The sequence below is a fragment of the Bartonella sp. CB10SXKL genome, assembly GCF_042195515.1.
Taxonomy (GTDB): Bacteria; Pseudomonadota; Alphaproteobacteria; order Rhizobiales; family Rhizobiaceae; genus Bartonella.
This window is the reverse complement of the sequence record NZ_JBHION010000005.1, coordinates 51,611-74,981: the sequence shown is the minus strand read 5'-3', so window position 1 is coordinate 74,981 and position 23,371 is coordinate 51,611. Positions and strand designations below refer to the sequence as shown.

Genomic DNA, 23,371 nt, shown 5'->3' with positions numbered 1-23,371 from the left:
GTGGAACACTTTCGATCTATGAAAGAATATATTTTGAAAAGGTTCATTATTTGTGCAAGCTCTGTCAAGTTTATAATATGAAAGAAAATAAATTTATAGAAGGTAAGAGTTTTTAAAGGAATTAAAATTATAAATTGAGGAAATACAAAGGAACTTTTGTTCTGAGGGAAACTTGTAAAAGCCTAAATTTATAATGTTGTATTTTCGAGAAGCGGCGTTAAATAGCGGGGATATACTAAGTAAGTTCGTTGAACGCTTGAAAACGATGCTTTATCCACCAATTTGTCCTGGATGTAAGCAAAATGTTTCTACTTATGGTACGATTTGCTCCGAATGTTGGAAAGACCTTCAATTTATCACGAAACCTTATTGTCCTGTTATGGGGACTCCTTTTGTTTGTGATATGGGGGATGGTTTTCTTAGTGGTGAAGCACTCCGTAATACTCATCCTTTTTCACGTGTTCGCTCAGTCATTGTTCATAAAGGGCTTGCACGAACTTTAGTAACGCGCTTAAAATATGGTGATCATATAGAATTGGCATCATTTATGGCCAATTGGATGATGTTTGCTGGACGCGAGGTTATTGATGATTGTGATGTTATTATTCCCATTCCATTGCATTTTCGTCGTTTTTGGGAGAGGCGTTATAATCAATCTGCTGAGCTTGCACGTTACATTGCAGCATCACAAAAAAAGCTTTTAAAACCGAGTTGGCTTGTTCGTTGTCGGCATACCCGTCCGCAGGTTAGTCTTTCTTCAAGAGAGAGAAAACTTAACGTAAAAAATGCTTTTAAGGTTTCGCATAAAGTTAAAAAATATCTCAAAGGATGTTCTGTTTTGCTGATTGATGATGTATTTACAACGGGTGCAACAGTTACAGCAGCAGCTGCTGCATTAAAAGATGCAGGTGCACGACAGGTTGATGTGCTAACATTTTCGCGTGTTCTCAAAGAAGATTCTATTTTTCCTTCTTCTTAAGAGGAATTTAAAATGAATATTATTAAAAAATATTGGAGGATAATACTATGAAAGAGATAATAATTTATACACGCCCTAACTGTCCTTATTGTACAAAAGCACGTGATTTGCTTAATAAAAAAGGCGTAAAGTATACAGATATTGATGCTTCCACATCCCTTCGCCAAGAAATGGTACAGCGTGCAAATGGACGTAATACATTTCCACAAATTTTCATAGGTGATTATCACGTTGGCGGTTGTGATGATCTTTATGCTTTAGAGGCTGAGGGAAAGCTGAATTCTTTATTACAAGGCATATAATATTTGTAAATTACATATCCTTACGACCTTTTTGCGAGAAGGAGATAGTTAACACCCATGTCTTTTGAGCGATTCCAGCTGTCGTTTAAAGGGTTATAAGTAATACCTATCTCATCAATGACAGTCAGAGCGTTTTTTGATAAGAAATTTTTAAGTTCTAGAGGTTTTAGGAATTTTTTATAATCGTGGGTTCCTTTAGGAAGCCAACGTAGAATATATTCAGCGCCTACAATAGCAAGCCACCATGCTTTCCATGTGCGGTTGAGTGTTGAGACAAACATCAACCCTTGTGGTTTCAACATTTTTGCTGTAGCTGCTATGAAGAGATTAACGTCAGCGACATGTTCAACAACTTCCATATTAAGGATAATATCAAATTTTTCTCCTTCATTGGCAAGTACTTCTGCTGTCGTCGTGCGGTAATCAATGGAAAGGTCATTTTGAGCAGCATGGGTTTTTGCGACTTCAATATTTGTTTGTGCAGCATCAACGCCTACAACCATAGCACCAAGACGTGCCATTGGTTCAGATAACAAGCCTCCTCCACAGCCAATATCAAGAATTTTCAAATTGTGAAAGGGCGTAAGTGAAGAAGGGTCACGATTAAACTCTAAACAGATTTTTTCTCTGATGTAAGCAAGGCGTGTTGGGTTAAATTGGTGAAGAGGTCGAAATTTTCCTTGTGGATTCCACCATTCTGTAGCAATACGTGAAAAGTGATCAATTTCACTTTGATCAATAGTTGTTTGTGTTTCATCGATCATGTTGCCTTCCTTTTATTTTTAATGATCAGGTCAAGTAGATTTTATACAAAGTCAAGAGAAATTAATATAATCATAATGAAACTTGCACAAATGATAGATATTCGCTATGTCGAGAAAATGGTTAGTTGATACAGCATCTAATTCTCATTACTGTTTGAGATAAGAGATGTAAAGGTAAGAGTGTTATTAATGGCGCGCATTGTCATGAAATTTGGTGGAACATCTGTAGCAAACATTGAATGTATTCATAATGTTGCACGGCATGTCAAAAGAGAGGTTGATGCAGGCAATGAGGTTGCCGTTGTCGTATCTGCGATGGCTGGTAAAACAAATGAACTTGTTCAGTGGACGAGTGATGCTTCCTCCATGCATAGAGATGCTCGTGAATATGATGTTGTGGTTGCTTCTGGTGAACAGGTTACTTCAGGATTGTTGGCTTTGACACTTCAAGAAATGGGGGTGAATGCACGTTCATGGCTTGGTTGGCAAATTCCTATTCATACAGACAATGCGCATGGCCGTGCACGTATTACTAATATTGATGGATCTTTTTTAATCGAGTGTTTTCAGGAAGGTCAGGTTGCCGTTATTGCTGGTTTTCAGGGGTTAGCTCCGGATAACCGGATTTCTACCTTAGGGCGTGGGGGATCAGATACAAGTGCTGTTGCTATAGCCGCTGCTGTACAAGCTGATCGCTGTGATATTTATACGGATGTGGATGGTGTTTATACAACGGATCCACGTATAGAACCGAAAGCGCGTCGTTTACCAAAAGTAGCTTTTGAAGAAATGCTAGAAATGGCTTCTCTTGGTGCAAAGGTTTTACAGGTTCGTTCTGTTGAATTAGCAATGGTTCATAAGGTTCGTACCTTTGTGCGTTCAAGTTTTGAGGATCCTGATGCGTTAGGCATGGAGGATTCAATGAGTTCTTCTGGAACACTTATTTGCGATGAGGATGAAATTGTGGAACAACAAAATGTTACTGGTATTGCTTTTGCCAAAGATGAAGCACAAATTTCCCTTCGTCGGCTTGCCGATCGTCCAGGGATTTCGGCAGCAATTTTTGGTCCCTTGGCTGAAGAACGCATTAATGTTGATATGATTGTGCAAAATATTTCTGAAGATGGCTCAAAAACTGATATGACTTTTACTGTACCATCATCAGATGTAGAAAAAGCCGTTACACTTCTTGAGAAGAATCGCAAAGAAATTGGATTTGATGTTCTCCAATTTGAAGGCGATCTCGCCAAGGTATCTGTGATTGGTATTGGAATGCGTAGCCATGCAGGTGTTGCCGCTACAGCATTTAAGGCTTTGGCTGAAAAGGGTATTAACATTCAAGCAATTACGACTTCAGAAATTAAAATTTCTATTTTGATTGATAGTGCTTACACTGAACTTGCGGTTAGAACATTACATGCTGTTTATGCTCTTGATAAGGGATAAGTATTTTTTAGTTTCAACAAAGTTTCAATAACATAAAGCTTTAATATATGTTAATAATTTTTGTTAAGAACAATTTATATTTTTAACTTAAATAGAATATTTAATACAGCAAAACTCTCTCATTTTAAACTTGTTCATGATGAATTTAAAAATGGTCACTTATACATTACAAGAGAAAGATGTTTGGGTAAAAAACTGTTTAAGAAGGGATAAAAAATATGCCGTCTATAAACGTTTTAGAGCCTATAGAGAGGGATGGAGAAGTCTTTACGATAAGCCTTAATGGAATAAGGAGCAGTGCGCAGTGTTTATTCAAAAGATGCATGTTGCATGAGGGACAGCCCCGTCAATACAGATTTAATATTATAAATCTTAGAGAAATTAGAGCTCATTAGATTAGTGATGGAATTACCAAAAGTAAAATTGATGATGTATTTTCTATAGATGTTTAGTTTATCTTCAAATGATTGTTTATGACTTTATGTGTATCTTGAAAAGTTAATTTTTTCCATATTATGAGGCAATAAAAAAATCTATCTCTATAGACAATATTTATATTTACGCTATACGTTATAAAATTACTATATCTTATGCGTTTATAGCTTCTTCAGAAGTACTTTTCATAAAATTATGTAACTATAGATCAAAATTAATGATAATGTTACAAGTGTGTTGCTTTTATTAATTAAATTTTTTTCATGTCTATTTCTCTTTTTGGAATTATAATTAAGATTTTCAAAGTTTTTGATACCTCCATATGTTCTTTAGGTTAACTTTCTTCCCTTAACTACTCTATTATAAGTATTTTCTGTGTCATACTGCCAACCACGCATGAAATACATTCTTCCGTTTTTTCAGTATATCGTGCTAGTTTCTTTATCGTGTTTACATATTTTGCAAATGGTGGTCTTTGTAAGCAAAACTCTTCTTGTGAGAAATATAGCCATATTATTTTACTCTTTTTGTATTTTATGTGGCGTTGTATAAATTCGAAAGTCTCGGAAATATTGCTTTTTAAATTATCTGTGAAGAGTATTTTATGGTATCAAGAAATATAGAGCGAGCTCTTTAAACAAAAAGAAAATAAATATCAAATAAGAGCGCGAAAAGGGGAGAACAACGATATACATGCTCTATTTTTCCACCAATCATATGTTTTAGAATAGTCTAAATGACTAGGGTTTTCTTTTTTCCCGCGAGTTAATTACTTAAACTAGAGTGCTTCCTATGGAAGCATGCTTCAAGTTTAATTCTTTCATGGAGTGAGACAAGTGATGTGTCGATGATAAAAAACGGGAATATTTTTATCCAAAAATAATGTGCTTTTAAGAAGATAAAAATTAAAGTTGTTTAGAATACCGGCAATAAAATCAATAACGAGGAGGGTGGTTTATTGGGAAAAATAAGCCATGGAATTACTTAACTGATTATTGAACTTTGCTTATTCTTATCTTTTTCTTATTATTAAACATAATATATTGATTTATAATAATTAAATTCTTCTTTATAGTGAATCATAGTCCCAATAAAAAACAGCTTTTCTGAAACCACGAAGCCTTTATTGAAACAATTAAAACCATTTCTGTGTATATCATGAGTGGAGCTGGTACATGAGTAAAAGATTATTGAAGAAAGGAATAAAAATATCTCTTATAATTCCTCTCGAGTGTCAAAGGTTGTTGCAACATTAGAGGCTAGTAAATAGTATGATGACGTTAGTTTTCTCCTTCATAAGTGTAAAGATGAGGCGAGACAACGGATTTTACATTAAATATCGTCCGAATCGAACAAATGGGCAAAATTGCTTTTTAGAATTTCTGCATAAAAATGTATTTTCAGTTAGTTTGTTAGGAACTATGAGAAATTCCTTTATTGCGCTTAATATAAATAAATCCATATCCCAAACCGATAAGGGCAGATAAACCAGAGCCACAAAGGACCCCAATTTTTGCCGCATCAAGCAGAATAATATCTTTAAAAGCGAGCATTGAAACAAAGATAGACATTGTAAAGCCAATTCCTGCTAAAAAACCAATGAGTAAAACACCTGTCCAGGTCATATGAGGGGGTAGGCGGCATAGTCCTGATTTTACAGCTATATAACTGGCAGTGATAATACCAAGAGGCTTACCGATGAAAAGACCAATGACAACACCCAGAACAATCAAGAATGATTTGTCAGAAGAAAGATCAAAGTTTGCAAAACTTACTCCTGCATTTGCGAAGGCAAAAACCGGCATGATAACGTATGCAACCCATGGATGCAATGCTTTTTGAACACGAGTTACTGGGGCAATCATGGCCCGTTGTCCTTTGCGCATCTTTTTTAATGCTGTTGAAATATGATGCAGATCTGTTTTTGTATTTTTTTCTTGAAGAATTTGCATAGCGTTACTGAGCATGGTGAGTGGCGCTACAAGAGTACGGGTAGGAAGAACGGGAGTCATCATCCCTAAGATTACGCCAGCAAGCGATGGGTGAACGCCTGTTGCCATTAAACCCCACCAAATGATTGCACCAGGTAAAATGTAAAGCCATGCTGATGCAAGCCCGATCCACTGAAAAAATAGTACCAAAGCAATACCCGCTCCTGCAATCATTAAACCGCTAGGATCAATGTTTGTTGAGTAGAAAAAAGCAATAATAAGAACAGCGATAATATCGTCAATAATCGCTAATGATAGAAGAATAATATGAAGATTAGAAGGAATTTTTTTTCCTAGAAGAGCAAGAATACCTAGAGCAAAGGCAATATCTGTTGCTGTTGGCACAGCCCAACCGCGCATATGTCCCTCGTTAAAATTGAAGATAAAGTAAATAATTGCAGGAACACAAACGCCCCCTATTGCAGCAACAATTGGTAAGATTGCTTGTTTAAAATCGGCAAGAGCACCTTCATGAATTTCTCGTCGAATTTCCATTCCTGCGACGAGAAAGAAAATAGTCATAAGGGCATCATTAACCCAGAAATGTAAATCCCATGAAAGAGTGAAATGACCCAAATTAAAGCCAAGAGGTGTATGCCAAAAAGATTCATAGAAAGCAGCATATTTAGAATTGGCAAAAATAAGTGCAGAAGCAGCAGCTAATAAAAGAACAACACCACTAAGAGCTTCAATATGGAGAAAACGCTCGATAGCAGAAAGCGCTTGATTGGTGACACGAGAAGCGCGATTAGGCAGGCGATTTGAAGATAAACCAGACATGAACAACTCCAAGCATCGACAATTTTAGATTCTATATTCTCTGTATAAATAACTCTGTATGATACCTTCTGTATCATATAAAAGAAAAAAGAGGAATAAAGTTCTTAATTTATAGACAAGATCATCATGTTTAAAGCACAAAATGTTTAAGGCGATGATTCATTTTTAATAGTAAGATGTACTTTGCTTAAAGCCTTGGATAGATCATTTTGTAGAGCAGATTCGAGATCAACTATTGCGAGACCTTTATTATCTTTTGCTTTAATTTTCACGATCAATGTTTGTGGATTTTTAGCAAATTCTCCTAAGGATTTTGAAATTTTTTCTGCTTCGTCATGATTTTTTAGCAGAATTTTTGGGGTCTGCGTCATCATTAGATAGAAATCGTCATAAAGTTCCTTTTTAAGATCATGTTGGCTGTCATTAAGATTTTGCGCAAGATAAGAAAAAAGCTTATCAATGAAACCTGCATCAGTATATTGTATATCAATTTCATTGATGCCAAGATCTTGAGACGCAGCAATCATTATATTTTTCTGACCAGAAAAAAGCTTTTCATCAACATCAATAACCTTAGCCGATATATCTCCAGATCCAACGTCTTTCATATTGAAAGACATTGTATCAAGAAAGAGCATACGTTTTTTTTCATCGTAAGAAATATCAACTTTTCCTGAAACATTAAAGCGCTCAAAGTTCAGATTTTTAAAAAACTCTAAGTCTTTTTCATTCATTTTTTTAGGTAGAATGGAAAGGTTGTTGAGAGAAAGAAAAAGCTTTTTAGGGATAGGTTGTTTCCACAAACTTGGTTTGAATTGGAATGATTCGAGCGTTGCTTTCAACTGCGGTATATCAACGGTGATATTATCAACTTTGGCATCCGCTGAGGTAATGGCGAGCAGTATGTTTAGAAGAAGACCATTTTGTGCAACTTTTTCAGCGATTTTATTATTCTCTTTTCTTGCATTAAGATAAGCTTTGATTAATTTTTCAGGAGTTTGTTCAAGCGGTTTCATCTTTAAACCAGATGTTTTAAACTGCCCAAGGAAGAAAGAGCTATTTTTTTCTGCTTCTTCAAAAATATCAACACTTATATTATTCAGAGAAATGGGGCCAGTAACGGTTTTACCTTGATTGAGAGCATTGTTTTTTCCAAAAATGATAGAATAGGCATAGTTGATGTCGATATCATGGGCTTTTATTGTATCACTTTTAGCCATAAGTTGCATCTGTTTGGCACCATTTGCTACGACCGTTTTAAGATCCATATTTTTGATACTAACTGAACGGATATGGTTATTTCTAAAATCAGAAAGCTGGAAATTCTTGATCTCAACCGTTTCTGTTTGGTTATTTTTATTTTCTATAGAAAGTTGTATATTGGGAGCAATAATTGAGGAAAGCTCAATACGCATCATTGATTGTAAAAGACGTGATGTTATCGTTCTATCTTTTTCTTTTAGGGATACACTCCGAAGAGAAATTTGGGGAATTTGCACATGAATATTATTATGCTTTAAATCAACATTATAAAATGTAAAAGTTCCGGGAATAAAGGAAAGAGGAGGACGGGCAGAAATGGCACCAATTTTAAGTGATGTACCAGCTGGAACGGGTAATGTCACATTCTTCAAGTTGACTTTACCTAGAATGCTTACTTCAGATGTTTCGGCTTTTATGGCACGACGGGCTATTTCTTGTCTTACAAAACTGTCAAGATAGGGTTTTGCGATATAAAATCCACCAACAATTATAATTGCCAAGATAGCAACAAATCCAATAATGCAAGTGAGCCAATATCTGAGGTTACTTTGATACCCACTATTAAGATTGACCATTCTTTCTTCTTTCATTTTTATCACTCTGTGAATTGAGAGTGAAGATAAATTCTTTTAAGCAACGACAAAGGTTTAAATATAGCGTGTACCAGTTTCAACAATTATCTACGCTCTATATTAGAGTTATTCTCATCTTTTTTGCAATATAGCTTTATCAACTTTTATCAATTTTCTTTGGGTTCAGCACTTTATAGAAAAGCACGCATAATAAGGAGAGGTGAGTTTATGCGCATCATAATTTTTTATCACTTTAAAATTATCCTAAAATATTCCGATGTCTGCTTTTATCTTGCTGCTGTTTATAGGAATATTTAAAACATAAAAGATATGTTTTTGTTCATTAATTTAATGGGGAGAAGTGAGTGTTATGACAGAAAATCAAATAATGGCCTTTTCGATCATTGGTCTCATGATGGTTGTTTTTATTTGGGATCGATTTCGTTATGATCTTGTTGCTATTTGTACATTATTAATAGCTTGTGCCCTTGGTCTTGTTAGCCCGAAGGAAGCGTTTAGCGGTTTTAGTAATGATATCGTTATTATCGTGGGGAGTGTGTTTGTTGTCAGTACTGCTGTATCTCGCTCTGGTATAATGGAATTTATTATTCAACGGATATGGCCAGATGTGAAATCGGTGCGTCTTCAATTAGCTTTTTTGGTTCTTTCTGTTGTCGTATTATCAATGTTTGTTAAAAACATTGGTGCTTTGGCGATTATGCTTCCGATAGCTTTTCAGTTTGCACGTCGTTCTCAGGTTTCTCCTTCTGTCTTTTTGATGCCCATGGCCTTTGGTTCTTTGTTGGGAGGGCTTATGACACAGATAGGAACATCTCCTAATGTTGTTATTTCAGCGATGCAAGAACGTTTAGCAGGAACACCTTTTACTATGTTTGATTTTACACCAGTTGGTGCGGTTATTGCGACGGCTGGTGTTGTATATTTGGTCTGTTTTTATTGGCTTTTGCCTGTGCGTGTGCGTTCAGGTGTATCATTTGATGATGCCATTGATATCCGTAATTATGTTGCAGAAGTGCATATTCCAATAAATTCACCGATTGTGGGGAAAAATATTGTTGATTTGGTTAAGCCATCAAGTGGTGATGTGATGGTAATTCAAATTATCAGAAACAAAGTATCTATTTCACCATTACCAGATTTTGTTTTGTCTGAAAATGATATTATTTTGCTGGAAGGGTCACATACAGGGTTAGATAGCGTGATGAACTCTGCTCGTTTAGAGTTTTCTAAGGGGCGAACTATTGCTGCAGGTGATAAGGACAGTGACATTGATATTATTGAAGCAGTCATTACCCATAATTCACCTCTTATTGGTATTAGTGCGAAAGAGTTTTCCCTATTTGATCGCTATAATGTAAATTTACTTGCGTTAAGTCGTCAACATGAAAGGGTGCGGGGAAGACTTGATGATATTATTTTCCATCTTGGAGATGTGATTGTTTTGCAAGGACAGGATGCAATTATTCCCAATTTATTAAGAGAATTGAAATGCTTGCCCCTAGCAAAACGAAATATTGTGTTTGGAAATTTACGACATGGTTTCATCTCTTTAGCTGTTTTATTTATAGCAATTATTTTTACAGCTTTTCATATTGTTCCAGTTGCTTTTTCTTTCTTTTCTGCTGCTGCTGCAATGGTGATCTTTCGTGTTTTGCCCGCGCGTGATCTGTATCAGGCATTAGATGGTCCAATACTCGTACTATTAGCGGCTCTTATTCCAGTGAGTGAAGCGTTAGAGAAAACAGGATGTACGGATCTCATTGGTCAATGGCTGAGCCAATTGGCAATATTTTTCCCGCCATCTGGTGCTTTAGCGCTTATGTTGGTGACAGCTATGTTGGTTACGCCATTTTTGAATAATGCAGCAACAGTGATGATGGTAGCACCAATTGCGTCAAGTTTTGCTCATTCCCTTCATTATAAGCCTGAAGCTTTTTTGATGGCTGTTGCAATTGGTGCGGGATGTGAGTTTCTTACACCTATTGGACATCAAAGTAATATGCTCGTGATGGCGCCAGGAGGATATCGTTTTAGTGATTATCCACGTTTGGGTGCTCCATTGGCGGTGTTGATCGTTATTATTGCTGTTCCAATGCTTATGTGGGTTTGGCCCTTACAATAGGATATTTTTAGAAACTTTAAGGATCAATTACAAAAGGTTGTTAATCGTATGAAGATAAGTTGAAGGGATACACTTTATATAAAGAGCTTTAACTGAAGATTTGGAATTATACCACACTTTAATCATGGCGCTTCGGTATTTTTGATACAAATAAAAATTTATTTATTGGGTTTTAAGGGACTTTCATGGAAATTTACCTTTTTTCAAGAAGTGGTTTTTCTATTATAATTCTATAATCCAATACAACCAACGATTGCGGTTGAAGACTTTAAAAGATTATCTCGCTATATAATGGGGAGAAAATCTGCTTGAGATGATAGGCAATCATGATAAATATTAAGGCAGTGAATTTTTCATAAGACTCAATATATGTAAAAGCTGTAATATGTACAAACAGGGTGCTTATATCATTTTCGATTAAGACTGTTGCAAAAATCCGATTGAATTGGCTACATGTTGATTTAAAATAAATAAACGAGCAATTTAAAGATTTTTAGTTAATTAGGGCTACCATCTTTATCCATTTATGCGTAAAAGCACAGATAAAGTAACTTTTTTCAAGGTATGATATATGTCGTATGATAGTTTTATTGCTGAAGTGAATGCAGAATTTCGTCAGGAAAAGGCGCTTGCTTTTTGGAGACGGTATGGTTTTTCAATTATTGGAGCAGTTATTCTTTTTATATTCATGATAGTTGCTTATCAAGTTTATCATCATACGCAAATAAAGAAAGCTGGTTATATTGGTGATGCATTTGTAAAGAGTCTTGATCTTGCGAATACACGTGATTTTGATAAAGCGATAAAGCAATTAGAAACTGTTAAAACCTCTCATTTTGGGGGGTATCCTTTTCTTGCTCGTTTACGTGAGGCTTCTTTACTCATGGAGAAAGGTGATATTATTAAGTCAGTGGAGATCTTTGATTCTATTGCAGCGGATGAGAAAGCACCGCAGATTTTGCAGAAAGTTGCAAAAATTCGGGCGGCTTATATTCTGGTTGATACAGGGACATTAGCTGATGTTGAAAAGCGCATCAAAGATATGGCAAGTGATACCGATCCTATGCGTATGTCTGCAAGAGAAGCTTTAGGCTTAGCTGCCTATAAGGCGGATAAAATGGATGAGGCGGTTTATTATTTTAAAAAAAATTCTGAAGAAGGTGCTTTGGGTTCAAAAATAACAGATCGGGCTCGAATGATGCTTGAGCTTATACAAGCTGAGGGCAAGGCAAATAAGGAATAAATCGATGAGCCTTACCATTGCTATCATTGGTCGTCCCAATGTTGGGAAGTCGACACTATTTAATCGTTTGGTTGGGCAAAAATTGGCTTTGGTTGATGATAAGCCTGGTGTAACACGTGATCGGCGTATTCATGCGGCAAAACTTCAAGATCTACGTTTTGATGTGATTGATACGGCTGGGCTGGAAGAAGCAGGTGATCATACACTCGAGGGGCGTATGCGTTCTCATACAAAAGTTGCAATTGATGAAGCGGATCTTATTTTATTTGTATTTGATGCAAAGAGCGGAATAACACCAAGTGATTTAAATTTTTCTTCATTGGTTCGCAAATCAGGAAAGCCAATTGTGCTTGTTGCCAATAAGTCTGAGTCAAGAGCGGCAACAGGAGGAGAGTATGAGGCGTGGTCATTAGGTTTGGGAGAGCCGTGCCCAATATCGGCTGAACATGGTTTGGGACTTAGTGATCTGCGTGATGCAATTATAGATGCTGTTGGGTCAGAGCATGCTTTTGGCAACAACAAAGAAGAAAATAGGATGATACAGCCTGCATCTGTTGGTGATGATGTAAAGGATTTGGAAGAAGAGGAGCTTATTTACGATGAAAGTAAGCCCATTAGGATTGCGATTGCGGGGCGTCCCAATACAGGAAAATCCACTCTTATTAATAGTATGTTGAAACAAGAGCGATTGTTAACAGGACCAGAAGCAGGACTCACGCGTGATTCTATTTCTGTAGATTGGGAATGGCGTGGTCGTCATATTAAACTTTTTGATACTGCAGGTTTACGTCGAAAATCGAGAATTCAAGAAAAATTAGAAAAACTATCTGTTGCAGATACTTTGCGTGCTATTCGTTTTGCAGAAGTGGTGGTCATTGTTTTTGATGCAACGATACCTTTTGAAAAGCAGGATTTACAAATTGCTGATCTTGTGATTCGTGAAGGGCGTGTTCCAGTTATTGCTTTCAATAAGTGGGACCTTATTGAAAACAGTCAGACTACATTGATTGATTTGCATGAAAAATGTGCTCGATTTCTTCCTCAAGTTCGTGGTTTGAGAGCCGTTCCTTTATCAGGACAATATGGTCAAGGGATTGATAAACTGATGGAAAATGTCATGATGATGCACCGTGTATGGAATCGTCGCATTTCGACGGCTAAATTGAACCAATGGCTTGGAACTGTTGTGGCACATCATCCACCTCCTGCGGTTTCTGGACGTCGACTTAAGGTTAAATACATCACACAGGTTAAGACACGTCCTCCTGGATTTATGATTTCTTGCTCGCGTCCCAAAAGTATGCCACAGTCGTATTTGCGTTATCTTGTCAATGGGTTACGTGAAACATTTGATATGTCTGGTATACCCGTTCGCATATCATTACGAGCCTCTGATAATCCTTTTGCGACACGTTCCAAGAAGAAATGATAACTCTTTAATTTTTTGAGTGAATGAAATCTATACTTAAGAATCTTAAAAGTAAGTTTTTTCAATGATCTTTCTTTTCATAAAATTAAAATTTTATTTGCTAAAGTTTTAATTTTATTGATGATCATTTATTTGCATGTCATGAGAAGAGTGTGATAGGGAGTATTTAAGAAAGAGTACATAATCCTCTTAATGGGTTATTTAAGTGCAAGAATAGATGCAATATGAGGGTAGGGGAATATAATTATGATGCTTGTGTGAAAAGCAGTATTAGATTATCGTTTCATAAAAATAAAGATTATGAATAAGCGCTTTTGCTTACGATAGTTTGTCTGAATAAAAAGCAAAAATACTTGCTAAATCTACCGATATTCAATTGTAAAGAGTGAAGTTCATAAAAGTGGATTAAAATTGTATAAAGTGGTATGGTAATCGTATTTAAATTTTATTGTGTTCTATTGGCTTAATCTATTTGAAATTTTAGATTTATTAATATCTTGTATTTAAAGGAACTTCTCTTAATACCCTCAAGCTCATTTCGTGATGGGGCCTGTAATGGCATATGTAAAATACTTTGCGAATAGGATCATATAGAAACCATTGATTATTATTTTCATAAAATAAAAAGTGCAAGTTTATTTGAATAAAAGGTGTAAACTAACGCTCTCATACTGTTTTTTAGCTTTCTATGTTCTCTTTCAAAACTAGGATTGATATAACATTGGGAGCCGGAAAATAAGATGGTATCAGTTGACACCTTTCGTTAAGCGTAAAAATGGTTGTTCTATGAGTTTTATATTATTCACGGGAACTTTTGTTATACATTCACGGGTGCTGTCGTGAAATCGGTTTAGGTGCTCAGAATATCTTTTTAAGAAAGCATGTAAATTGAAAAATACGTTATTTCTGCAATAAAATTTATACGATAACTTGTGATAGATTTCTTTTAGTATCTTGACGAATAAATTTGGGAACAATATGATGCACACGGTTTTATGAAATGTATTCTTACGTTGCTTTTTAATTAAGGAGCCAATGATGGCGATGGGCGAGAAACCCGTTATGAGCCGTAAGGAGGCTGAAGAGAAAAAGCAAGGAGAGTGTCTTCATTCAGAGGATTTGGAATGTCGTAGTAGGAATTTAAGCGTGGCTTTAGTGCGCAAGCAAGCATTAAAGAAGCGGGAGCATAAGAATAAGCGGGAAAAATCACAAGGAAGGATGGCAGGCGCAATTAAGCTTTCCAGTGAGTTTCTGGCAAGTGTTATAGTTGGTATTGTTTTGGGGTTGGGGTTTGATAAGTTAGCAGGTTCATGGCCTTGGGGATTAGTATTTTTTCTCTTCTTTGGGTTTGCTGCTGGTGTATTGAGTATTCTTCGGTCTGTGGGGTATGTTTCCTCCAGTCAATTAGGAAAAAAAGGCGCATTGCGCCAAAAACAAGATAAAGGGGCCAATGAGAGGTCCGATAAATGAGGTTGAAGTGACAACGCACGCTCCAGATCCTATTCATCAGTTTGAGGTTTCAAGGCTGATTAAGATTTCCATAGGAAATATGGATTTATCGTTTACAAATGTATCATTGTTTACAGTCCTTACGGTTGTTGTAACTTCTATTTTTCTCTTCATTTCGTCATCGAGTCGTGGATTGGTTCCAACGCGGATGCAGTCTCTTTCGGAAATGGCATATGAATTTGTAGCATCGACTCTGCGGGAATCATCTGGTGTGCAGGGGATGCAGTTTTTTCCTTTAGTTTTTTCTCTGTTTACTTTTATTTTAGTTGCTAACTTTATTGGTCTCTTTCCTTATTTTTATACGGTTACATCTCAAATCATGATCACGTTTTCGTTAGCAATGGTGGTGATTTTGACGGTGATTGGTTATGGCTTTTATAAGCATGGGGTCAGTTTTTTGAAACTGTTCGTTCCCAGTGGAGTTCCTGTTGTGGTTTTGCCTCTGGTGACAATGATTGAGGTTATTTCTTTTCTCTCCCGTCCAATTAGTCTTTCTCTTCGTCTTTTTGCGAATATGCTTGCTGGTCATATTACGCTTAAAGTGTTTTCTGGGTTTGTTGTTTCAATGATTGGGGTAGGACTCGTAGGTGTGGGTGGTTCGGTTTTACCGCTTATTATGACTGTAGCAATTACTGCACTTGAGTTTTTGGTCGCATTCCTTCAGGCTTACGTCTTTACGGTTTTAACTTGTATGTATCTTAATGATGCAATTCATCCAGGACATTAATAAAACTGGCGGTTATTCCGTCGAATAATGCAATTTCGCTTTAAAGGAGAATAACATGGAAATGGTGCTTGCAGCAAAATATATTGGCGCTGGTCTTGCTTGCTTTGGTATGGCTGGAACAGCTTTAGGACTTGGTAATATTTTTGGTAGCTATCTTTCTGGTGCATTACGAAATCCATCAGCAGCAGATAGTCAGTTTGGACGTCTCGTCTTTGGTTTTGCTGTAACAGAAGCTTTGGGAATTTTTTCATTGCTCATTGCTTTATTACTTCTTTTTGGGGTTTGATCATCATCAAAAGGGTATATCTGTTCTTGCATGAGGAAAGATTTACCCTTTTAGCTCTTAACCAGAGAGATGCCAGAGAGATGTCAGTCAGTTATCATCGGTTATAGAGGGCTTTAATAAGCTATTTAAAGGATGAAAGAAGATGTTTGTTTCAAGCGCTTATGCACAGAACACTGAAACGTCGATAGAACATATTAAAAAGGTGGCAGAGCATGCAAATCGTGTGTTTCCGCCTTTTGATTTTGTGCATTTTGGTTCGCATTTTTTCTGGTTGGCAATTTCTTTCGGTCTTTTTTATCTTTTTATCTCTCGTGTAATTGTACCACGTATTGGTGGTGTTATTGAAACACGGCGAGATCGAATCGCATCTGATTTAGATCAGGCAATGCGCATGAAGCAGGAAGCAGACATTGTCGTTGAAACTTATGAGCGGAAATTAGCAGAAGCGCGTTTGAATGCGCAGGCTATAGCGCAGGTAGCTAGTGAAGAATTAAAAGAAAAGGCAGAGCTTGAACGGAAAGAAATTGAAGAGAGTTTAGAGAAAAAACTCGCAGATGCTGAAAAACAGATAGCAAAAATTCGGGATAAAGCGATGCAAAATGTTGGTTCTATCGCTGAAGAAGTAGCTCTTGAAATTGTGAAAAAATTGATTGACGTTGATATTAGCAAAGAGGCTGTTCGTTCAGTTGTTAAAACTGCGGATTATTGAGGAAGACAAAGATGACTGATACTTTTTGGGCATTTGTTGGGTTAGTTCTTTTTTTGGCTCTTTTAGTCTATTTCCAAATTCCACAAAGGGTTATACACCATCTTGATGCGCGTGCAAAGCGTATCAAAGATGAACTGGATGAGGCTCTGCGTCTTCGTGAAGAGGCACAGGAAATATTAGCTGAATATCAACGCAAACATGCAGAAGCAGAAAAAGATGCGCAAGAAATTGTTGCAGCAGCAAAGCATGAAGTTGAATCTATTATTGCTGAGGCCCGTGCAAAAGCAGAAGAATATGTAAAGAACCGTAATAAATTGGCAGAACAAAAAATCGCTCAAGCAGAAGCGGATGCAATACGCATGGTTTCTTCATCGGCTATTGATTTGGCAATTTCTACAGCACGTACCCTTATTGCAAGGGAAATAGATTCTAACAAGGCAGATGAACTTATTAAAGAGTCTCTTGAGAAAGAATCGTTTATCAAAATGAAAACATATCTTAATTAATGATATTTGAGAGATAAAGAACACTCTCTTTGGTTGCATAATTTTCTCAGTATTAATTAATAAAAGTCATAAAAAAGAAAAATTTATCTTCATTGTTTTTACCAGTTAATAGGCTCTTTGATTTCAAATGACAAGTTTTGAGAAGTCTGCAACCGATTGTGTAACAATGTGAGTGCGTTTGAGAAGAGCAAGACGGTTAGCACGAACATCAGGTTTTTTATCATTCACCAATACGTTTTCAAAAAATATATCAATCAATTTTCCAAGTGGCGCTAGCACACTGAGTGCAAATGATAAATTTGTTGCATTGATGGGAGCAAGAACCTTTCTTTCTACTTCACAGATTGCATGATAGAGCTGCTTTTCTTCTTTCTCGATAAAGAGCTCAGGATTAATTTCATTCGCTATTGTTGTGCTTTTTTGAAATTCATTTTCAAGAATATTGGCAGTACGTTTTACAGAGGCTACAAAGTTCATTCCATCATGGGTATTGATAAAAGCGATAAGCGATTCGACACGACGTGCAACCAATAAAAAATCATCAGAATCTTTATTTAAAACGGCTTCAAGGGCATCGTAACGAGCGCCTTCCTCTTTTAGATAGATTTTCAAACGGTCATGAAAAAAGAATAACAGATCTGATAAAATATATTCTGTTTTTTCTGGAAGCAGATTCTGCAATTGTGAATTTTCTCTTTGAGAGATTTCATGTTTGTTTTTTTGTTGTAAGAAAAGATTCGTTGCTAACTGAAACAGTGGCATAAGATTGATTTTCCAATCTCGCGAAAGTACAAGCCTAATAATTCCCAATGCTGCTCGTCTTAACGCATAGGGATCTTTTGAGCCGGTTGGTTTTTCATTAATGAGCCAAAAGCCAACGAGCATGTCAATTTTGTCGGCGAGCATAACGGTTATAGCAAGTGGTTCTTGTGGAAGACGATCTGTTGGACCTTGAGGTTTATAATGGTCTTCGATTGCTACAGCTACGCGAGGATTTTCCCCTTGAAGAAGGGCGTATTTTTTCCCCATAACACCTTGTAGTTCAGGAAATTCTCCGACAATTTCTGTTTGCAAATCAGCTTTTGCAAGGATGGCTGCACGTTTTGCTAAAAGAGGATCTGTTTGTATCAAAGGGGCAATTTCTTGTGCGAGTGTAGCAATGCGTTCTACCCTTGCACCTTGCGTACCCAATTTAGCATGAAAAGTTACATTCAAATGATCAAGTCGCGCCATTCTTTGATCGAGAGGTTTTTTTATATCAAGTTCAAATTTTTTTATAGAAGATTCCAATTGTTGAAGATCAGGCAAATCACGCTGATCAGTTTGCCAAAAATGAAGTGCATCGGAAAGACGGGCACGGACAACCTTACTATTTCCTTTCGAAATTTCTTTGCCTTCATCATTTGCAAGAATATTAGAAACGAGAATAAAATGATGAGAAAGTTTTACGTTTTCTCCTTGTTTACGGGTGACAAAACATTTTTGATTGGCTCGAATGGTCAAGCGAATAATTTCTGGAGGAATATCAAGGAATGATTTTTCAAAATCACCCATCAGGATAACAGGCCATTCAACAAGACCAGCAACTTCTTCTAGGAGAGGATTATCTTGAACCAGTTCTAAACCGTTTGCAAAGCAGAGATTTTGGGCATCAGCTAAAATAATATTCTTTCGTCTCTCGGCATCCAGAATGACTTTATGGGTTTCAAGTTGAGTAACATAATCATCAAAGCGGCGCACTTGAAATGGCTTTCCATCACTTAAGAAACGATGACCATAAGTTAAATTATTGCTTTTAAGAGAACCAATTGTAAATGGAATAACATGTGTTTCACCAATTTCTGGTCCGAAAATACAAAGAATGTTTTGTAAAGGTCGAATCCACTTCAAAGTACCACTTTGTGCTGAATCTTTTCCCCAACGCATAGATTTCGGCCACGGAAAGTTGCGGATAATATCCGGTAAAATATCGGCAATAATTTCTTCTGCTGCTCGACCTTTTTTAACAATTTTAGCAATATAAAAATGACCTTTTTTATCATCATGTCCAATATGCGCTTCAGAAATATCGTTTAATCCTGTTGCACGTAGAAAACCATCAATTACATGCTGTGGTGATTTTATACTGGGACCTTTGCGTTCTTCATGGATATCTTTTGAGCGTGTGGAAAGTCCGCGTATGTCCAATGTTAGCCGACGAGGTGTCCAATATTCACGAGCAGCTTCATAGATCAATCCAGCATTCACAAGTTGATCTGTAACAGATTTTTTAAGATCAGCAGCAGCTTTTCGTTGCATACGTGCGGGGATTTCTTCACTGAAAAGTTCAAGAAGAAGATCAGACATTAGGCTTCTCCAGTGTATATTTGTCCAGCTTCTGTGAGTAAGAAGGCTTCCCCACAACGGCGCGCGAGATTACGAACGCGAAGAATGTAATTTTGTCGTTCGGTTACAGAAATAACGCCACGTGCTTGCAAAAGGTTAAAGATATGGCTCGCTTTAATACATTGATCATAGGCAGGAAAAACACAGCGATGGAATACATTTTCTTTATTTGGTTTTCCAGCATCAAGAAGTGCGCTGCATTCGCGTTCTGCATCGATAAAGTGCTGATGGAGCAGTTTTGTATCAGCAAATTCAAAATTATAATATGAGTATTCCTGTTCTGCCTGTAAAAAAATATCTCTATAACTTATTTTGTTGTCTCCCTCCAAACCATTAAAGTTAAGGTCATAGACGTTATCAACCCCTTGGATATACATCGCTAGACGCTCAAGACCGTATGTGAGTTCCCCTGAAACTGGAGCGCATTCAATGCCGCACACTTGTTGAAAATAAGTAAACTGAGAGACTTCCATTCCATCGCACCAGCATTCCCATCCGAGCCCCCAAGCACCAAGAGTGGGACTTTCCCAATCATCTTCAACAAAGCGAATATCATGCAGTTTTGTATCAAGCCCGATAGCTTGTAGCGACTTTATATAAAGTTCTTGTAGATTGAGCGGAGAGGGTTTGAGAAGCACTTGGAATTGATAATAGTGTTGTAAACGATTTGGATTCTTACCATATCGGCCATCTGTTGGACGTCGAGAGGGTTGGACATAAGCAACTTTCCAAGGGCGTGGACCTAGAGAGCGTAATGTTGTTGCTGGATGAAAAGTCCCAGCTCCGACTTCCATATCGTAAGGTTGCAAAATTGCACATCCATAGTGTGCCCAATAATTTTGCAAAGTTAAGATTAGTCCCTGAAAAGAACGTTTGGGGTTAAGATGTTCAGGCAGTTTCACGCTTTATACTCTTTATATTGGACTAAACAAAAAACCAAAGTAATTTTAGTTTCTCTATTTATTATTTCATGTGGTTTATGGTTAAGCATCATTTATTGCAAACCAAATTTCAACTTTTCTTGAATTTGTTCAGAATTTTCTGGTTTTCCGTCAATTGCGTGGTTCCATTGAAAGATTGCTTCACGTTTACGTCCAACTTTCCAATAAGCATCCCCTAAATGATCATTCAGTGTTGGGTCCTCAGGTTGTAATCTGACAGCATTTTCTAATATTTGCACTGCTTTATTATATTCTTTTAGTTTATAATAAGCCCATCCTAAAGAATCGAGAATATGACTGTTGTGAGCTTGCAAAGCAGAAGCTTTTTGCAGCATACGGAGCGATTCTTCAAGCTTCTCACCACGTTCCACAAGGGAATAGGCTAAATAATTAAGAACTTGCGGTTGGTTTGGGAAAAATTCAAGTGATTTTCGCAAGTCAATTTCTGCTTTTGGCCATTGCTTTAAACGTTCAAAAGCAATACCACGCTGATAAAAGAGTTTCCAATCGTCCTGCTGAAAGTTTTTTATCTTTGTAATAGCGTAGTCTAGAGTTTTAATGGCCTCAAGAAATTTATTGTCCTGCATATAAAAAGCAACGAGCGTTATCAAAATATTACGATCATTGGGAAATTTTTTATTTAACAATGTGAGTAATTTTATTGCTTCTTTGTAATTGTTGTTATTAGCAAGAAGGAATGCAAGATGAAGTTGTCCATCTTTATAATAAGGAGATTTAGGGGATAAAGCGCGATAAAGTTTAATTGCTTGATGTGGATCGTTCAATTTAGCAGAAATGTGTGCGAGCTGAAACAGTGTTGCGTCATTTTGAGGGTATAACGCGAAAGATAATTGCTTAAAAATACGTGCAATTCGCCCTGAGTTTTTGTAGTTGAGGGCTGTTCCAAAATTATATAATACCTCGGCTGCTCCTTGTTGAGGTGTTTTAATAACTCTCTCTAAGAAAGCATTTTTTTCAATTTTTTCTCGAAAGTTTTTAAGGACTTCGCGACCTGACAACATTTGTTCGCCATGCTGGATTGTTTGAAGAGCTTGGTTGCGCATACTATGGCGCAATTGGAATGAGGCATAGGCTATGATAATACGCTCATAAGTATTAGGAGCGATAAGAGTTCCCTGTTTGTTACTCAGTGCTTTAATGAAATATTTTTTTGCATCCTTTGGCCGTTCTGCAAGGTCGCTCATAAGTGCTAGATGATAAGATATAAAAAGGTCATACCAGACAGGACCTTTGAGTTTCTTAAGATCAGCGATTGCTTGAGATTTTTGTCCAGATCCAAATGTAATCCAAGCGCCGATGAGTTCAGGTATTGGATTATTGGACGTAGGAAGTTCTTTTAATTGGAGAAGAGTCTTGGCATTCTTATAGTCTTTTTTGATGAGACTTTCTACTGACAAAGTTAAGGAAACAAAGGGAGTTATAACATCGTTCTCTTTGAGTTTTTGGGCTTGTTGGACAGCTTCTTTAAAGTTTCCGACTGAGAGCATAGCTTCAAGGAGCTCTTTTTGTGTTTCAATGTTATCAGGTTGATAAACCAGTGCTTGTTTAAAATAATTGATAGCAAGTTCTGTTTTATTTTCATGATTTGCAACCCTTCCAGCTAAATAAGCACCTGTAAATGAGCTTGTATGAGTTGCTGCACTTATTTTACTGTAGGTGGGGGATGGCATCAGCATGATACCCACGATAAAAAGGGCAAAAAGTCGAGATACCGTTGCAGAGCACATGGAGCTAATCCTTTTCAAGATAATCAATTGATGGTGTTGTTTATAAATCATATCTCATTACTTTGTTGAGAAATACTGCGATTCTTGCAAAGAATTCAGTTTACGCGTGAAATACAAAATTCAACAGTCTCAACGAGAGCATTGTAAGCAAGATTTTCATTCATGGGAACAAGAGCATCAATTGCATATTTTCCATAGATGCGTGCTTGTTCTATTGTATCTGTGATACTATCATACTTTTCCATTAAGTGTTGCGCGTGTGCAAAGGATTCATCATTATTATTGCCATCTTCAAGCGCTTTTTTCCAGAAATCTTTTTCTACCATATTCCCACGCTCATATGCGAGAATAACAGGCATTGTGATTTTTCCTTCTCTAAAATCATCCCCTATATTTTTTCCTAAGTTTTGAGCACTACCGCTATAGTCAAGTGCATCATCAATTAATTGGAAAGCTAAACCTAAGGATGTTCCATATTCACGTAATGAAGAACGCTCTTTATTTCCATAGCCAGCAATAATGGGTCCTACTTCAGCGGCTGCTGAAAAAAGTGCTGCTGTTTTTGCATTGATGATTTTGAGATATTCTGAAGGGCTGGTTTTTATATTTTTTGCGGCAGAAAGTTGCATAACTTCTCCTTCAGCAATAATTGCAGCAGCGTTGGCTAGGACAGAGAGCGCTTCTATGGAACCGACATCGACCATCATTTTAAAGGCCTGGCCCAATAGGAAATCACCAACAAGTACACTTGCTTGATTCCCCCAAATCATCCGTGCTGTAGATTTTCCACGTCGTAAATTACTTTCGTCAATCACATCATCGTGTAGTAATGTTGCTGTATGCATAAATTCAACAGCTGTTGCGAGTTTTATATGCCCGTCACTTTGATAACCGAACATATGAGCAGAAGCGAGCGTAATCATTGGGCGTAATCGCTTTCCACCTGATGAAATAAGATGGTTAGAAATTTCAGGGATCATCTCAACCTCTGATTTTGCCATAGAGAGAATAAATTGATTTACGCAATCCATATCTTTTTGAGTAAGATTGACAAGAGATTGAAGAGAAATTTGATTATTTCTTATTTGTTTTAGTTTGATAGCTGCACTCAATGTGTTTACTCCTAGAGTATTGCAATGGACATATATAAAAATTACTTTATTCATTAGCATAAAGGGGGTTTGGTTTTGACTCAAGCTTTTGATGTCGTTTA

The 23,371-nt window shown here is 36.8% G+C and carries 18 protein-coding genes; 11 read left to right on the top strand and 7 right to left on the bottom strand.

What is annotated here, in order from left to right; genetic code table 11:
- Nucleotides 1-193: 193 nt before the first annotated feature.
- Nucleotides 194-979 carry a ComF family protein gene (locus tag ACFIK3_RS04140; RefSeq protein ID WP_273790388.1) on the top strand — a complete coding sequence of 262 codons (786 nt, stop codon included), beginning with the start codon at nucleotides 194-196 and terminating at the stop codon, nucleotides 977-979.
- Nucleotides 980-1,026: 47 nt separating this feature from the next.
- Nucleotides 1,027-1,281: a glutaredoxin 3 gene (gene grxC / locus ACFIK3_RS04135; protein WP_375631011.1), complete on the top strand. Its 255-nt coding sequence runs from the start codon at nucleotides 1,027-1,029 to the stop codon at nucleotides 1,279-1,281.
- A gap of 20 nt (nucleotides 1,282-1,301) precedes the next feature.
- On the opposite strand, the gene ubiG is transcribed toward grxC, so the two are convergent.
- Nucleotides 1,302-2,045 carry a bifunctional 2-polyprenyl-6-hydroxyphenol methylase/3-demethylubiquinol 3-O-methyltransferase UbiG gene (gene ubiG, locus ACFIK3_RS04130; RefSeq protein WP_375676296.1) on the bottom strand — a complete coding sequence of 248 codons (744 nt, stop codon included), beginning with the start codon at nucleotides 2,043-2,045 and terminating at the stop codon, nucleotides 1,302-1,304.
- A gap of 189 nt (nucleotides 2,046-2,234) precedes the next feature.
- On the opposite strand from ubiG, the gene ACFIK3_RS04125 reads away from it, so the two are divergent.
- On the top strand, nucleotides 2,235-3,491 hold the full coding sequence (locus ACFIK3_RS04125; protein WP_375631013.1) for an aspartate kinase: 1,257 nt from the start codon (nucleotides 2,235-2,237) through the stop codon (nucleotides 3,489-3,491).
- Between the two features lie 1,847 nt (nucleotides 3,492-5,338).
- Here ACFIK3_RS04125 and nhaA read toward each other — a convergent pair.
- Nucleotides 5,339-6,697: a Na+/H+ antiporter NhaA gene (gene nhaA, locus ACFIK3_RS04120; RefSeq protein ID WP_273790392.1), complete on the bottom strand. Its 1,359-nt coding sequence runs from the start codon at nucleotides 6,695-6,697 to the stop codon at nucleotides 5,339-5,341.
- Between the two features lie 146 nt (nucleotides 6,698-6,843).
- Nucleotides 6,844-8,550, bottom strand: coding sequence for a hypothetical protein (locus ACFIK3_RS04115; RefSeq protein ID WP_375676295.1), 1,707 nt, complete (start codon nucleotides 8,548-8,550; stop codon nucleotides 6,844-6,846).
- A gap of 352 nt (nucleotides 8,551-8,902) precedes the next feature.
- Between ACFIK3_RS04115 and ACFIK3_RS04110 the strand changes: the two genes are divergently transcribed.
- The 8 genes from ACFIK3_RS04110 (at nucleotide 8,903) to ACFIK3_RS04075 (ending at nucleotide 17,084) form a co-directional block, all read left to right on the top strand.
- Nucleotides 8,903-10,675 (top strand): SLC13 family permease, encoded by a 1,773-nt coding sequence (locus tag ACFIK3_RS04110; RefSeq protein WP_375660708.1) that lies wholly within the window; start codon nucleotides 8,903-8,905, stop codon nucleotides 10,673-10,675.
- A 571-nt stretch (nucleotides 10,676-11,246) separates the two neighbouring features.
- Nucleotides 11,247-11,918: a tetratricopeptide repeat protein gene (locus ACFIK3_RS04105; RefSeq protein WP_273790395.1), complete on the top strand. Its 672-nt coding sequence runs from the start codon at nucleotides 11,247-11,249 to the stop codon at nucleotides 11,916-11,918.
- 4 nt (nucleotides 11,919-11,922) lie between these two features.
- Nucleotides 11,923-13,347 carry a ribosome biogenesis GTPase Der gene (gene der / locus ACFIK3_RS04100; protein WP_273790396.1) on the top strand — a complete coding sequence of 475 codons (1,425 nt, stop codon included), beginning with the start codon at nucleotides 11,923-11,925 and terminating at the stop codon, nucleotides 13,345-13,347.
- A gap of 1,038 nt (nucleotides 13,348-14,385) precedes the next feature.
- Nucleotides 14,386-14,817, top strand: coding sequence for an AtpZ/AtpI family protein (locus ACFIK3_RS04095; protein ID WP_273790397.1), 432 nt, complete (start codon nucleotides 14,386-14,388; stop codon nucleotides 14,815-14,817).
- Between the two features lie 7 nt (nucleotides 14,818-14,824).
- Entirely contained in the window at nucleotides 14,825-15,583 is a 759-nt protein-coding gene (locus ACFIK3_RS04090) for a F0F1 ATP synthase subunit A (protein ID WP_273790444.1), read from the top strand.
- A gap of 55 nt (nucleotides 15,584-15,638) precedes the next feature.
- Entirely contained in the window at nucleotides 15,639-15,869 is a 231-nt protein-coding gene (locus ACFIK3_RS04085) for a F0F1 ATP synthase subunit C (RefSeq protein WP_005773968.1), read from the top strand.
- A 142-nt stretch (nucleotides 15,870-16,011) separates the two neighbouring features.
- Nucleotides 16,012-16,578, top strand: a complete 567-nt coding sequence (locus tag ACFIK3_RS04080; protein ID WP_273790398.1) for a F0F1 ATP synthase subunit B — start codon at nucleotides 16,012-16,014, stop codon at nucleotides 16,576-16,578.
- Nucleotides 16,579-16,589: 11 nt separating this feature from the next.
- Nucleotides 16,590-17,084, top strand: coding sequence for a F0F1 ATP synthase subunit B (locus ACFIK3_RS04075; protein WP_273790399.1), 495 nt, complete (start codon nucleotides 16,590-16,592; stop codon nucleotides 17,082-17,084).
- A 123-nt stretch (nucleotides 17,085-17,207) separates the two neighbouring features.
- Here the strand turns inward: ACFIK3_RS04075 and glyS are convergent, their stop codons facing one another.
- The 4 genes from glyS to ACFIK3_RS04055 form a co-directional block, all read right to left on the bottom strand.
- Nucleotides 17,208-19,430, bottom strand: a complete 2,223-nt coding sequence (gene glyS / locus ACFIK3_RS04070; RefSeq protein WP_273790400.1) for a glycine--tRNA ligase subunit beta — start codon at nucleotides 19,428-19,430, stop codon at nucleotides 17,208-17,210.
- The gene (locus ACFIK3_RS04065) at nucleotides 19,430-20,371 is read right to left on the bottom strand and encodes a glycine--tRNA ligase subunit alpha (RefSeq protein WP_375631019.1); all 942 of its coding nucleotides are present in this window, start codon (nucleotides 20,369-20,371) and stop codon (nucleotides 19,430-19,432) included. The genes glyS and ACFIK3_RS04065 overlap by 1 nt, the downstream gene beginning before the upstream one ends.
- Before the next feature lie 92 nt (nucleotides 20,372-20,463).
- Entirely contained in the window at nucleotides 20,464-22,158 is a 1,695-nt protein-coding gene (locus ACFIK3_RS04060) for a tetratricopeptide repeat protein (protein ID WP_273790402.1), read from the bottom strand.
- A gap of 95 nt (nucleotides 22,159-22,253) precedes the next feature.
- Nucleotides 22,254-23,330, bottom strand: coding sequence for a polyprenyl synthetase family protein (locus ACFIK3_RS04055; RefSeq protein WP_375631020.1), 1,077 nt, complete (start codon nucleotides 23,328-23,330; stop codon nucleotides 22,254-22,256).
- Nucleotides 23,331-23,371: the final 41 nt, after the last annotated feature.